This window comes from Limosilactobacillus balticus (assembly GCF_014145615.1).
Classification (GTDB): Bacteria; Bacillota; Bacilli; order Lactobacillales; family Lactobacillaceae; genus Limosilactobacillus; species Limosilactobacillus balticus.
Map to the genome: position 1 here is coordinate 78,679 of NZ_JACIVH010000062.1, position 14,027 is coordinate 92,705.

General features: G+C 39.4%; 10 protein-coding genes. 4 read left to right on the forward strand and 6 right to left on the reverse strand.

Translation table 11 applies throughout. The features are described from left to right. Window positions 1–48: 48 nt before the first annotated feature. The 5 genes from H5S10_RS04095 to H5S10_RS04115 all read right to left on the reverse strand — a co-directional run bounded on the left by H5S10_RS04095 (window position 49) and on the right by H5S10_RS04115 (window position 5,249). The gene (locus H5S10_RS04095) at window positions 49–1,344 is read right to left on the reverse strand and encodes a hypothetical protein (protein WP_182588827.1); all 1,296 of its coding nucleotides are present in this window, start codon (window positions 1,342–1,344) and stop codon (window positions 49–51) included. A gap of 119 nt (window positions 1,345–1,463) precedes the next feature. After that, window positions 1,464–2,537 carry an ABC transporter substrate-binding protein gene (locus H5S10_RS04100; RefSeq protein WP_182587045.1) on the reverse strand — a complete coding sequence of 358 codons (1,074 nt, stop codon included), beginning with the start codon at window positions 2,535–2,537 and terminating at the stop codon, window positions 1,464–1,466. After that, window positions 2,534–3,352 carry an ABC transporter permease gene (locus H5S10_RS04105; protein WP_182587046.1) on the reverse strand — a complete coding sequence of 273 codons (819 nt, stop codon included), beginning with the start codon at window positions 3,350–3,352 and terminating at the stop codon, window positions 2,534–2,536. The genes H5S10_RS04100 and H5S10_RS04105 overlap by 4 nt, the downstream gene beginning before the upstream one ends. After that, on the reverse strand, window positions 3,352–4,158 hold the full coding sequence (locus H5S10_RS04110; protein ID WP_182588828.1) for an ABC transporter permease: 807 nt from the start codon (window positions 4,156–4,158) through the stop codon (window positions 3,352–3,354). The genes H5S10_RS04105 and H5S10_RS04110 overlap by 1 nt, the downstream gene beginning before the upstream one ends. After that, window positions 4,158–5,249: an ABC transporter ATP-binding protein gene (locus tag H5S10_RS04115; protein ID WP_182588829.1), complete on the reverse strand. Its 1,092-nt coding sequence runs from the start codon at window positions 5,247–5,249 to the stop codon at window positions 4,158–4,160. The genes H5S10_RS04110 and H5S10_RS04115 overlap by 1 nt, the downstream gene beginning before the upstream one ends. 139 nt (window positions 5,250–5,388) lie before the next feature. Here H5S10_RS04115 and H5S10_RS04120 point away from each other — a divergent pair, with 139 nt between their 5' ends. From H5S10_RS04120 to H5S10_RS04135, 4 genes are all read left to right on the forward strand, one after another. After that, window positions 5,389–7,791 carry a Xaa-Pro dipeptidyl-peptidase gene (locus tag H5S10_RS04120; RefSeq protein ID WP_182588830.1) on the forward strand — a complete coding sequence of 801 codons (2,403 nt, stop codon included), beginning with the start codon at window positions 5,389–5,391 and terminating at the stop codon, window positions 7,789–7,791. A gap of 100 nt (window positions 7,792–7,891) precedes the next feature. Then, window positions 7,892–8,803, forward strand: coding sequence for a proline-specific peptidase family protein (locus H5S10_RS04125; RefSeq protein WP_182588831.1), 912 nt, complete (start codon window positions 7,892–7,894; stop codon window positions 8,801–8,803). A gap of 394 nt (window positions 8,804–9,197) precedes the next feature. Further along, window positions 9,198–11,861: an HAD-IC family P-type ATPase gene (locus tag H5S10_RS04130; protein ID WP_182588832.1), complete on the forward strand. Its 2,664-nt coding sequence runs from the start codon at window positions 9,198–9,200 to the stop codon at window positions 11,859–11,861. A gap of 144 nt (window positions 11,862–12,005) precedes the next feature. Beyond that, complete coding sequence (locus tag H5S10_RS04135; protein WP_182588834.1) at window positions 12,006–12,473, forward strand: Dps family protein; 468 nt, start codon at window positions 12,006–12,008, stop codon at window positions 12,471–12,473. A gap of 57 nt (window positions 12,474–12,530) precedes the next feature. Here the strand turns inward: H5S10_RS04135 and H5S10_RS04140 are convergent, their stop codons facing one another. After that, a complete protein-coding gene (locus H5S10_RS04140; protein ID WP_182588835.1) occupies window positions 12,531–13,940 on the reverse strand; it encodes an APC family permease in 1,410 nt (469 codons plus the stop codon). Window positions 13,941–14,027 lie beyond the last annotated feature (87 nt).

The following is a 14,027-nucleotide window of genomic DNA, read 5'->3' on the forward strand; positions in this document are numbered from 1 at the left end:
TCAAATTTTTTCACCGACCATTTTAGTTTTAAACATCGATATAATAGACTAATCATTTTTACCAAATAAATACTTACGATCATGATAGATCACAAAAACACCAGTAATAACGAATAAAGTAATCATACTAACCCGCAAGTAAAACATCTCACGGCTATACTGCAACTCCTGTTGGTGATCGATATATGGAATAAGGAGCGCACTCTTATTATCAAGCTTAAAATATGAAATTAATTCCAAAGCACCAAACAAAATAATTTGATTACAAAGAGAACCAAATACAGACAGTTTTTGATCAATACTGCTATATTTATCAGGAACTTGTTCTCGTGCCCACTTTCCTAATAAGATAGCACCAAAGACTGTTACCGCTGTTCCAATCAAATATAGGTAATCGGTATACGTTAAGAATAAGCCAAGAGTAAGACAGATCAAGGTAACTTTATAGCGAGTAGTTAGTGGGATCTTTTGCAATTTAGCACTTAACGCACCAACTAACATTCCCGAAAGCATCAATTCAATAAAAACAATAAAAATCCAATAAGCTTTATTCTGTTGAAAAGCAAATAGTAAAGTATAGATAATGACATAATTCTTAATTGCCCCGAGCCAAATACGAAATAGCTTAAAGGGTTGTCCAAGAATATTTCGCAGTTCAAGAATAATCCCAATAATCGCTAGCACAATTAGGACCCAACTAAAATCAGAGATCCGTCCCGTCTTCTTAAAGAAACTAATAATAAAAACAACTGTAAGCACAGCGATGGCAGGAAAAGCAGTTCTCAAATTAAAAGAGAATTTTAAATCCAGCGGTGTCTTATCACGCTTAACAACAACGTAAGCATAAATGACTTCAAGTCCTAGGAAAAAAGTGTAGAAAACAAAACCGACAACTAACGGCAACTTCATCAGCAAAATTCCAAGGGCAATCAGTCCGATAATTACACTAAAACCCGCGATAACATTTACTCGCTTCAAATCAATCCCGGAAATATTCTTATTAGGATCACCTAGCAATTTCAAACCCGTAACGCCAAAACCGATCAAGATCGCTGCCAAGCTAGCAAGCCACTCAAAGCGAATATAAATTCCAATAGAAGCAAGAACTCCCCCAATAAAGGCAACAATCGAACAAAACTTAGTAATACCTGACCAAGAAGCTAAATTTAAGCGTCCATCGAGAATAAAGGGCATTACTTTTTCAACAGTGTAAACAAAAATGAACGGCCAAACAAATGTGATTATATTGGCATGGGCAATGATAGAAAATGCAAATAGCAACGTTGGAAATAGAATATAGCTTCGAGCTACAAATTCATGGTTAATTGCTAAAATTTTCTTCATAAGCAGCCTCCAATCACTTTACCTTTTATTTTAAGTAAAACACACTCTCTCATAAAATAAAAAGAATAGGACTCCTAACACTATTTTTAATGCTAGAAGTCCTATTATCTTTTTTATAGCTATTTTGCAAACATCTTAAATTCTAAAAATAAATCATTGTATTCACCTAAAACGCGTAATGGCAAATCACGATATACTTGCAAATGCTTCATCGTTGTTTCAGGAGGGTAGAAAGCTTTATCATTGGTAATTTTCTTGGGTAATTCTTTTTTAGCCGCTTTATTTGGTGTCGCGTATCCAACATATTGAGCATTTTGAGCTGCGTTCTGGGGGGCTAACATAAAGTTAATAAATTCATAAGCCGCCTTTTTATTACGCGCTGCTTTAGGAATCACCATGTTATCAAACCATATATTACTTCCTTCGCTTGGCACAACATAGTGAAGGTGCGGATTAATATTCATCATTTCGCGTGCATCACCAGAATAGGTTACCCCCACTGCTGCTTCATTTTGCTCCATATACATCTTCATTTCATCAGCAATAATCGCTTTTACATTGGGCGTCAACTGCTTTAAATGGGCCTGCGCAAGCTTTAATTGATGGTAGTTAGTTGTATTAACAGAATGATGCTGGGTAATAAGGGCAACCGCAAACACATCCCGCGCACTATCAATCAGCATGACATTATTCTTTAAGCGCGGATTCCAAAGTTGTTCCCAATGTTGAACGTCTTTGCCATTTACTTTTTGATCATTGTAGATAATACCTAACGTTCCCCAAAAGTACGGAACAGAATAACGATTATCAGGATCAAAAGAACGATTTAAAAATTGCGGATCAATATACTTAAGGTTAGGCAATTTTCGATGGTTAAGAGGTGCAATTAAATGTTCCTTTTTCATCCGTTGAACAGTGTATTCACTTGGCACAACGACATCATAATTAGTTCCACCTTGCCGAATCTTAGTTAGCATTGATTCATTGCTATCAAAAGTTTCATAATCAACATGGTAGCCGGTTTGATGTTCAAATTTCGTTATCAATGCTGGATCAATATAGTCTCCCCAATTGTAAATTGTCAGTGTTTGTTTACCACCACCAGTTTTTTGCTGGTTAAACGCAACGTCCCCAAGCGCTAACAAGATACAAATAACGACAATTGCAAGGAATGCAGTAAATATCTTTTTCATTGAGCATCCCCCTCTTTAACAGCCACAATCCGTGTCCGTCGACCGCCACGTTTACTAATAAGGTAATAGCCAATAACTAACAGAAGCGAAACAATAAACATCAATGTAGACAAGGCGTTGATTTCAAGGTTGATTCCTTGCCGTGCCCGAGAATATATTTCTACTGATAATGTTGAGAAGCCATTTCCAGTAACGAAGAAGGTTACTGCAAAGTCATCAAGTGAATAAGTAAACGCCATAAAATAGCCCGCAAAAATACCCGGCGCAATTGACGGAAGTATTACTCGGGAAAGGACTTGCCAGCGACTGGCTCCTAAATCATAGGCAGCATCTACTAATGTTGGTGACATTTCATTTAATTTTGGTAAAACCATTAAAACGACAATTGGGATACAAAATGCAATATGGCTTAAGAGGACTGATACAAAACCTAGTCTTACCCCCAACATGGTGAAAAAGATTAAAAAACTTGCCCCAATAATTACATCGGGCGAAACCATTAAAACATTATTCAAAGATAACAAACTATTCTTCCACGGGCGCCGTGCATCCTTAATTGCTAAGGCTCCTAATGTACCGATAATTGTTGCTAATAGTGACGCCAAAAATGCTACTAACAAGGTATTGATAACAATGGTAATCATTCGCGTATCCGCAAGCAAATCCGCATAGTGTTGCCAAGAAAAGCCATGGTATTTTTCCATTGTTTGGCCACTGCTAAAGGAAAAAACAACTAAATACAAAATTGGCGCATATAAGATCACAAAAACTAACGCGAGGTATGTTTTTCCCCATGACCATCGCTGCTTTTTCATTAATGGCGTCCTCCTTTCTGTTTCTTATCACCAGTCATAAACATAATAATAAACATTGCGATAATCAGAACGACCCCAATCGTTGAACCCATCCCCCAATTTTGCGTTGTGAGGAAATGTTCTTCAATTGCAGTCCCTAAAGTAATTACGCGATTTCCACCAATCAAGCGGGTAATCATAAAGAGTGAAAGTGATGGAATGAAAACTGCCTGAATTCCAGCTTTTACTCCTGGCATAGAAAGAGGCCAAATCACACGGCAAAAGGTTTGCCAATGAGTAGCACCTAAGTCATAGCTGGCATTTATTAGGGACGGGTTAATTTCGGCCAGGTTATTAAAAATGGGCAAAACCATAAACGGAATTTCAATATAAGCAGCCACAAACATAAAACTGGCATCCGTGAACAAAAGCTGATGGCTTCCAAGACCCATAAACTGGAGGAACCCATTAATTGTCCCGGTTCGACTAAACAAACCAATAAACGCATAAGTTTTCAATAGTAAGTTGATCCATGTTGGTAAAATCACCAACAGCAACCAAAACTGCTTGTTAGGCAATCGATTTAAAACATAAGCTGTCGGATAACTAATTACTAATGTCACAAGCGTAATCAAAAAGGCATACCAAACAGAATTAAGCGTCATCTTAAGATAAACACCCGATGTCAGGTATTCAGCATAGTTATTAAGGGTCAGTTGACCATTGATATTAAAAAATGATTGATAAAGGATCAATACCAATGGGGCAATTACAAATAGAATAATCCACAATGCATATGGAACGATAAACATCGCTTTTTGCCGCATTAGTCCCCCTCCTCATAGCTATCAAGGCGCGCATCAAAATCTTCTTCACTTTCGTTATAACGCATAACGTGAATATCTTCAGGGTCAAATGTAATCCCTACTTTAACCCCGACCTTTGTTTTATGAATGGAATTGATCTTCCACTTATGGTTACGTTGATCAATCACCGTAATTTGATAATCAACACCACGAAAAAGCTGTGTCTCAACAGTGCCGACTAATTTTCCCTTTTCAACCGTTGTAATGTCAAGGTCTTCTGGCCGAATGACAACTTCAACCTTTTCGTTTGGTTTCATCCCTGCGTCAACACAATCAAAATCTTGACCATTAATTGAAACTACATAGTCTTTTTTCATAATGCCCGGAACAATATTGCTTTCGCCAATAAAATCAGCTACAAAATGGTTAAGCGGTTCATCGTAAATATCAACGGGAGTCCCACTCTGCTGAATTTTACCGTCGTTAATAATCATAATCTGGTCACTCATGGCTAGTGCTTCTTCTTGGTCATGGGTAACAAAGATAAAAGTAATTCCCAGCCGCCGTTGCAATTGCCGCAATTCGGTCTGCATTTGAACTCGTAACTTATGATCCAACGCAGACAATGCTTCATCCAACAGTAGTACTTTCGGCTTATTAACTATTGCCCGGGCAATGGCAACTCGTTGTCTTTGCCCACCAGACATTGCGGTAATTTCACGATCATCATAACCATCTAATTGAACCAGGTGCAAAGCTTCTTTTACGCGTTGTTTAATTTCTGCTTTTTTGACACCCTTAATTTGTAATCCAAAGGCAACGTTTTCTGCCACATTCATATGAGGGAAAAGGGCATAATCTTGAAAGACGGTATTGACTTGCCGTTGATTGGCTGGAATATCATTGATTTGCTTTCCATCAAAATAAATTTTTCCACTACTAGGATGATCAAAGCCAGCAATCAAGCGTAAAATTGTTGTTTTTCCTGATCCCGATGGTCCTAATAAGGTATAGAATTTACCGGCCTCAATTTCAAAGCTTATATCACGCAACACAACGTTATCATCATACTGTTTACTTACATGCTGAAATTCCATTATGTTTTTTACCATCAGCGTTTCCCCAATCATCATTTTTTAAACTAAGTCTTAGTATAAAGTATACGCCTTAAATCGCAACACTGTTTATCCTAAGCAAATTATTATAAAAGTGCGATAATTAATATATCAAATTTTATACGAGGTGTTCCAGATGAAAATCAATCAATTTAGTATTACTTCAACTACACCACAAGCACGGCGCCAAGAATTAATGCAAATTCACTTGCTTCGGAAAAATGAAGAACAAACTTTGCCACCGAACGCAATGTTTGAAACTTTCTTAGCACGGATTCATATGGCAAGTGCCCAGCCGATCGTCACTAAGCAGTGGTTTCATGACCTCTTAGCTACTCCTGACCTTGCTCTTGATGATTGGTTTGACCAGAATCAAACATTAACCGATGAAGTATTTTACCTTGTCGCCCTCCAATTACTTAATTTTGAGGCCGCGGTTGATTTTGATATTACAGATCCTCTTACTACGGTTAAGAAAATTGGTTTGCCAGTCAAATCACACCAAAAATGGACAACCGCAAACGTTATCGATGCTTTTTACCTTCTTTTAAATACTCACAACAAAAATGGTCAATCGCTTATTGATCATTTAACGGCAGAGGGCTTTATGGCTTGGAGTTACCAGCTTCCAGCCGAACAAAAGCCCCTCTTTTTCAACGGCAAACCACTGGCTAGTTTTGATCCTGCTAAATTCATTCGTGAGGTTGTTTACATTGAGACCGATATGGATACGGATTTTGATGGTAAAGCAGATTTAGTTAAGACAGAAATCATGCGGCCAATTGAGTCGGACCATGGCTTAAAAGTTCCTGTTGTCTTTACTGCCAGCCCTTATAATCAAGGAACAAACGATGAATGGGGCGAAAAAGCAACGCATAACGTCAACATTCCTTTGCAGCATAAGGATCCTGATCATCAGGCCCCAACTGAAGAAACATTCCCGACTAATTTTTCCCGACAAAAGGTTACTGGTGAAAGCCAACATGCAACAGAAACATTTAGCACCACGCCAGCATATACATTAAATAATTACCTTGCGGCTCGTGGCTATGGAGTTGTTTATTCAGCTGGAATTGGCACTAAAGATTCGGATGGCCTGCAAACATGCGGCTCGCCAGAACAGACTGATGCCATGAAGGCGGTTGTCGAGTGGCTGCACGGTGATCGGCAAGCCTTTACTGACCGTCATAGCGGCACGGTAATAAAAGCCTGGTGGTGTAATGGTAAAGTCGCAATGACAGGGCGTTCATATCTCGGCACGTTAGCCACTGCTGTCGCAACCATTGGTGTACCAGGCCTCGAAGCAATTATTAGTGAAGCCGCCATTTCTAGTTGGTATGACTATTACCGGGAAAATGGCCTTGTGCGTGCACCGGGTGGCTTTCAAGGAGAAGACGCCGATGTTTTAGCTGACGAAACATTTAGTCGAACTAAACGCCCCGCAGACTATCGCCGAATTGAAAAAGTTAACGATCAATATATTGCTAAAATGCAAGGAGCAATGGATCGGACGACTGGTAATTATAATCAATTCTGGGACCACCGCAATTACCGGCATGATCTCGAAAACATCAAAGCTGCCGTGATGATGGTGCATGGACTTAATGATACCAATGTCCGTCCTAGCAACGTTAAGGCACTTTATGATGGTATTCAAAATCTTCCTATTACTAGTAAACTTATCCTTCACCAGGGACAACATATTTATATCAATGCCTTTCGTTCATTAGATTTCTCTGACATGGTTAATCTCTGGCTTGCCAATAAACTCTGGGGGCAAGCAAATCATGCCGATGATACCCTGCCAAGTGTCCTTGTGCAAGACAATAGCACCCCTGAAACTTGGACCGCATATGATCAATGGACTGCAGGTGAACAGAAACAGTACCAATTTAACGACCGGCGCTTAACAAACTTGCCCGGACTAGGAACCCAAAGCTTTAATGACCAGCAACCAGAAGAAAAATACTTACAATGGTGCAAGCACCCACATGAATGGGTAAGGGCACTCATTAATGATAACGGTCAATTTAGTCGCCGCTTTGTAACGGCCATGTTTAACGATGATACGCTTCTCCGCGGAACCCCGACTGTCACATTAAAAGTAGCTTCTTCTAAAAATTACGGAATGATTAGCGCCCGGCTTGTCGACCTTGGCAGCAGTAAACGCTTGACAATGTCACCGGTTCTTTTTACTCGCGACGGCCTTGAGCTAGGTTATCATTGGAAGACCGATGATCTTCGTGAATTTAAATTAGCAAAAGAAGCAACTAATTATAAGGTAATCGCAAGTGGACATATTAATTTGCAAAATCGAAACAATCCAGCACAAGTTGAAGAATTAGCCGCTAATCAATTTGTCACTGTTAAGTTTGATCTTCAACCAATTTTCCACCGAATTGTAGCTGGTCATCAATTAGGGATCATCATTTATAGTACTGATTACGAATACACACTTCGTGGCAACGAACGGATTGAGTATCAATTAGCGCTGAGCGGCTGTCATCTTAGTATTCCAGGTGTTACTATTTTGAACTAAATGCTCACTAAAAAGATAGCGGATTAAAACTAGTTTTAGCAGAATTCAGCTAATTGCGGTAAAATAGTTAGTATTACCAATAAAAAGGAGAGATTCGAGAATGAAACAAGGCACTAAAATTATTACCCTTGATAACGGCTATCATCTATGGACGAATACCCAAGGTGAAGGTGATATTCATTTATTGGCTTTGCATGGGGGTCCTGGTGGCAATCATGAATACTGGGAAGACGCTGCTGAACAATTAAAGAAGCAAGGTCTTAACGTTCAAGTAACAATGTATGATCAATTAGGTTCACTCTATTCTGATCAACCAGATTTTTCTGACCCTGAGATTGCTAAGAAGTACCTTACTTACGAATATTTCCTTGATGAAGTTGATGAAGTACGCGAAAAGCTTGGCTTAGACAATTTCTATCTTATCGGTCAAAGCTGGGGTGGCCTTTTAGTTCAAGAATACGCTGTTAAGTATGGTCAACATCTTAAGGGTGCAATTATTTCTTCAATGGTTGACGAGATTGACGAATATGTCGACCGGGTTAATGAATTACGGGAAAAGACTCTTTCTCCTGAAGCGGTTGCCTTTATGAAAGAATGCGAAACCAAGAATGATTACAGTAATCCTAAGTATCAAGAATACGTTCAAGTAATGAATGAACAATACGTTGACCGGAAGCAACCATCCAAGCTTTACCATCTTAAAGACCTTGGCGGCACAGCAGTTTACAATGTCTTTCAAGGCGATAACGAATTTGTGATTACCGGTAAGCTTAAAGACTGGCATTTCCGTGACCAATTGAAGAACATTAAGGTGCCAACTTTAATTACATTTGGTGAACACGAAACGATGCCAATCGAAACTGCTAAGACAATGAATAATCTCATTCCAAATTCACAGTTAGTTACTACTCCAAACGGTGGTCACCACCACATGGTAGATAACCCCGATGTTTATTACAAACACCTTGCTGACTTCATTCGGAATGTTGAAAATAACACGTTTAATAATTAATTTAGAAGAGGCTGAGAGAAAACTTTGTTTTCTCTCAGCCTCTTCTACTTTTATGAATAATAGTACGATAACGTGGAAAATAATCACAAGGCTCGAGGCTAAGTCCGAACGCTAATCAGCCCGTGCCGTGCTAATTACCGTCCTATCCTTAGCCCACCGCCTTGTCGAAAAGATTATTTCCCACTCCCTGTTTATTAATTATTCATGAATCATGTTTTAAAAATATCTTAACTAGAACTAAAATATTAGATGGATATGGTACGATATTTATACGATAAATACGAAGGAATGATTAAAGAAAAAACTTAATATGGCTTCACTGATGTTGTTTGCTTAGGGTGTGGGACCTTTAAGCATTAGTTACTTTACTCAAGTTATATATTCAAGGGGAAAAATGAAAGAAAATTATCAACTAACAACTGACGAAATAAAGAAAGAATACCAATTAACTGATTTTACTCAAGGTTTATCAACCCAAGCTGTCGAAAAACGGCTTGCTGACGAAGGGCGTAATATCATTGAAGTAAAACCAACGCCCAAGTGGAAACTCTTCCTGCGCCAGTTTAACAATATTGTTATTTATATCTTATTAGCTGCTACTTTACTGACCATTTTAATCGGTCACTATACTGATGCGATTGTTATCGGGGCGGTTGTCATTCTAAACGCGCTTATTGGTTATTTCCAAGAATCAAGCGCCGCGAATGCCCTCGCCAAAATCAAAGAGATGATGGCGCAACATGCCACCGTCTACCGGAATGGTAAACGACAAGATATTGATGCCGCGGATCTTGTCCGTGGGGATGTTGTTTTCCTTGAGGCCGGTGATAATGTACCAGCTGACTTACGGATCGTCTCAGCTGATAACTTACGAATTGAAGAATCGGCTTTAACCGGTGAAACCAATTCGGTTATCAAAACTGATGAAGTAATTACTGACCAAGACGTTCCCCTCGCTGATCGTGTTGATATGGCATATGCTTCGACTTCAGTTACAAGCGGAAGCGGACTAGGAGTTGTAGTTGCAACTGGTGAACACACCGAAATTGGTAAGATCTCACAAGAAGTTGCGCAAATTAAACCAAAGAAGACACCATTAACTAAAGAAATTGACCATGTTGGAAAGGTCGTTTCTTACATCACAATTACTGCCTCAGTGATTGTTTTCGTTGTCGGCTTCTTCCTTGAAATCTACTCCTTGCCTGCCCTTGCACTAGCGGTCGTGGCAATGTTGGTTGGTGCGATTCCAGAAGGGTTGCCCGCAATTACTTCTGTTATCTTAGCCTTTGGTATTAGTAAAATGGCAAAAGAGCATCAGACGATTATCAAATCAATGCCTGCCGTTGAAACATTAGGCTCGGTCGATGTTATTGCTACTGATAAGACAGGGACTCTTACTAAAAATGAAATGACCGCCATTGAGTTATGGGTCGGGGATAAGCATTACACGGTTACTGGAACCGGTTATGCTCCTAATGGTGAGATTCTCTTAAATGACAAACCAGCTCAACTGACAGATCAACTCAAACTTTTCTTAGAGGCTGGATACCAAGCAAATGATACGGTTTTAACTGATGAAGATGGCACTTGGCATATTAATGGTGAACCAACTGATGGAGCTTTCTTAACTCTTTACCACAAAGCGTTTGGTGCTAAATATCAATCACCATATAAAGCAGTTGATCTTCTTCCATTTGACTCTGATTACCGTTATATCGCTGAATTAACTCGTGATCCAGAAGACAAGCAACAAGTAATCTTTGTTAAGGGATCGCCAGATAAGCTCTTTGAAATGGCCGCAAAAGAAGATCCACAATTTGATACTACTAAGTGGCAACAACGGGTAAATGACTGGTCCAAAGCCGGAAAACGAGTTATTGCCGTCGGTTACCAACTGGTTAATGGCGAAAACCTAATGGAAGTCGAACATGACCACCTCTACAAAGGAATTCACTTACTCGGTTTAGCTGCTCTTCAAGATGCCCCACGTGAAGAAGTGATCGTTGCATTAAAGCAAATGAACCGTGCTGGTGTTTCCGTTAAGATGATTACGGGGGATGACCCGCAAACCGCCCGTGCAATCGGTAAACAACTAGGGTTATCAACGGGCCCAATCAATGCAATCACAGGTGCAGAATGGGATAAACTTTCTGCCAGTGAACAAGAAGAGGCCGCTTTAAATAACCAAGTCTTTGCACGAACGACTCCACAAAACAAGCTTGAAATTATTGAAGCTCTCCAAAATCGGCAAAAGATCACCGCGATGGTTGGGGATGGCGTTAACGATGCGCCTGCCTTAAAGAAAGCCGATATTGGGATTTCAATGGGAATCAAGGGAACGGACGTCGCCAAAGATGCTGCTGACATGATATTAGGAAATGATAACTTTGCGGTAATGGCTGCTGTTATCAAAGAAGGTCGGCGAATTTACGACAATATCAAAAAGAGTATCTTATTCTTATTACCAACCTCCTTTGCTGAAGGATTGGTGGTTGCCTTCTCTATTCTTACTGGTCAGCAAGTTCCCCTCCAACCTGCTCAGTTATTGTGGATTAACTTAATCGCCGCAATCACTATCCAATTCGCATTCGTCTTTGAAAAAGCAGAAAAGGGCATCATGGATCGCAATCCACGCCCAGTGACCCAACGTTTGATGAATCGTCATGATTTAATCCAGATGGGTTATGTCTCAGCTTTAATGGCACTGTTCGCCTTAATTGGTTACGAATGGTTCATCAGTGCCGGGGCAGACGTTGTCAACGCTACAACAATGATGGTCAATACAATTGTTATTAGTAAGGCCTTCTACTTCTTCAGCATTCGAACTGAACGATATGGACTAAAAGAAGTTAGAAATATTGGCAAGAAAGCCTGGGGCGTTATTGGATTAATGATTCTCTTCCAATTGATCTTTACCTACGTTCCATTTATGCAGGCCGCTTTCCATGTGACTGGAATAAGCTTGCTAGAATGGCTAGCAGTAGTTGTCTTCTCTTGCTTAATCTTCTTATGTACCGAATCCGATAAAATGATTCGTTTCCGTCTAAATCGACGCTAAAATTAACGACACTGAATGAGAGATTTCTTCTTCAGTGTCGTTTTTCTATTTCGTAAGCTTTCATAATGTTTTGATCAAACCTATGTAAGCGTATTCTATAATTTGATATGATACACCTAACATATAGAAAAGGAGTCTCACATTATGAAATATCAAGAAACCAAAGAAACGCTTAATCAATTAGTTGCTGATCTGAGTCAAATGGCAATGATAATTCATCAAACTCACTGGTATATGCGTGGCACTAACTTTCTAAAGCTTCACCCCTTAATGGACCAATTTATGGATGAAATCAACGATCAACTTGATATAATATCTGAACGATTATTGACTTTAGATGGTGAACCTTATTCTACCCTTCAAGAAGTCGCAACCCATACGAAAATTAAAGACTGGCCAGGAAACTTTGATAAAACCACTCCCGAACGACTTGCCCATTTAGTCGCCGGTTATCGTTATCTTGAGGACCTTTATCAGCATGGGATTGAAGTGACTGATATTGAAAAAGATTATTCTACCCAGGATATCTTTATTGGTTTCAAGACGGCAATCGAAAAGAAAATCTGGATGTTGCAAGCTGAATTAGGGCAAGCACCAGAAATTGATAATTAATACTAGGAGGCCAAGAGAAAACTTTTATTTTCTCTCAGCCTCCCATATTTTTTCATACTACTTATTAAGTTGCTCTTCTTTCTTATTCCTATTTCTTAAATCCTCAAGCCATTTTACATGCTGTTCTTCATAGCTACGATCTTTCTTGATAAAGAAATATGCCGCCGCGGCAAGAATGGCGATGACAGTTCCCACAAGTAAGGTTTTAGCTGTAAAATTGGTAACCATGTAACAAGAAACTAATAATGCAAAACTGGGGATAAGATATTTCCCAGGTAATTTGAAACCATGTGTTGGATATTCATTACTATGTTCAAATTTAATGACGGCAAGAATCGAAGGAACATATTGAATGAATGAGGCTAAGACTGTACAGCTAACCAAGAAAAGGTAACTCTGGGTAGCAAATAAAGCAGAAAGGATGGATGTTAATAAGATTCCGACCCATGGTGCGTCATGCTTATTCTTCTTCCCAATAAATTTTGGTAACATGCCGTGTTCATTGGCCATTGAAGCAATTAACGATGGCGTGTTAAACGAAGCTGAAAAGGCAACCCCAAAGATACTTACAAGCATCCCGAAAATAATAAAGGCATATCCCCACTTACCAATAGTGGTTCCGAGTCCCCTTGCAAGGGCGCTCCCCAAAGCATTAGCTAATGGTGTCGAGTACCCGCCTAATTTAGTCCCGGAAAGTCCAACGGCAACGGTCATCATCAACGCATCCAAAATAGTTACACTAACCATGACGGCAATTAACACCCGGGGAATATTCTTTTCTGGATTCTTCATTTGCTTAGCAGCAATTGGTAAGAATGAAAAACCTGTAAAAAGATAAAAGATCGGGGTAAATGCTTCACCAAAATGATGAATAAATGGCATTGGTCCCTTTAAAGCTGCTTGAGGAATCACTGGTGAGAAGTTAGCTTTATGGATAAAGAAGACCCCAACGACAATAAAGATGATCAGCGTAAGGATCTTCGCTGCCGCTGATACATTATTAACCAGTTTAACAAGGCCACGGCCGAAGAAATTAATAACCGCAAAGAGCACAATTAAGCCAAAAGCAGCCACCCCATAGATAAGTGGCCGATTAAAGATTGGCAAAAAGCTCTTGAGGGTAGTTAATAAGGCAACAATTTCCGCTGAAAGGGTACAGCAGCCTAAGAACCAGGTAAAAATCCCTAACTCATAACCGGTAAATCGTCCAAATGCATGATAAGAATAAAGCCATGCTGCCCCTGAGCCAGTAAAACGGCTAGAAAGATCGGCATAACATAGGGCGATCAATGAAACAGTTATTGCTGTACATAACAAAACTGCTACAGCCGATAAGTTCATGTACCGATAGATAACAGATGGCAGTAAGAATGTTCCCGAGCCAATTACTCCATTAATCCCTAAAAAGTAAATTGAAATGAAAGATAACTTTTTAGGTACTGATTTTTGATTACTGATAATGACCACCCCACATAAATTTTATAATTCCATTTATATTGTAGTCTTTTTCAAATAAAAAGGTAAATTATCAGCTATTCTAATCTCAATCTTTTC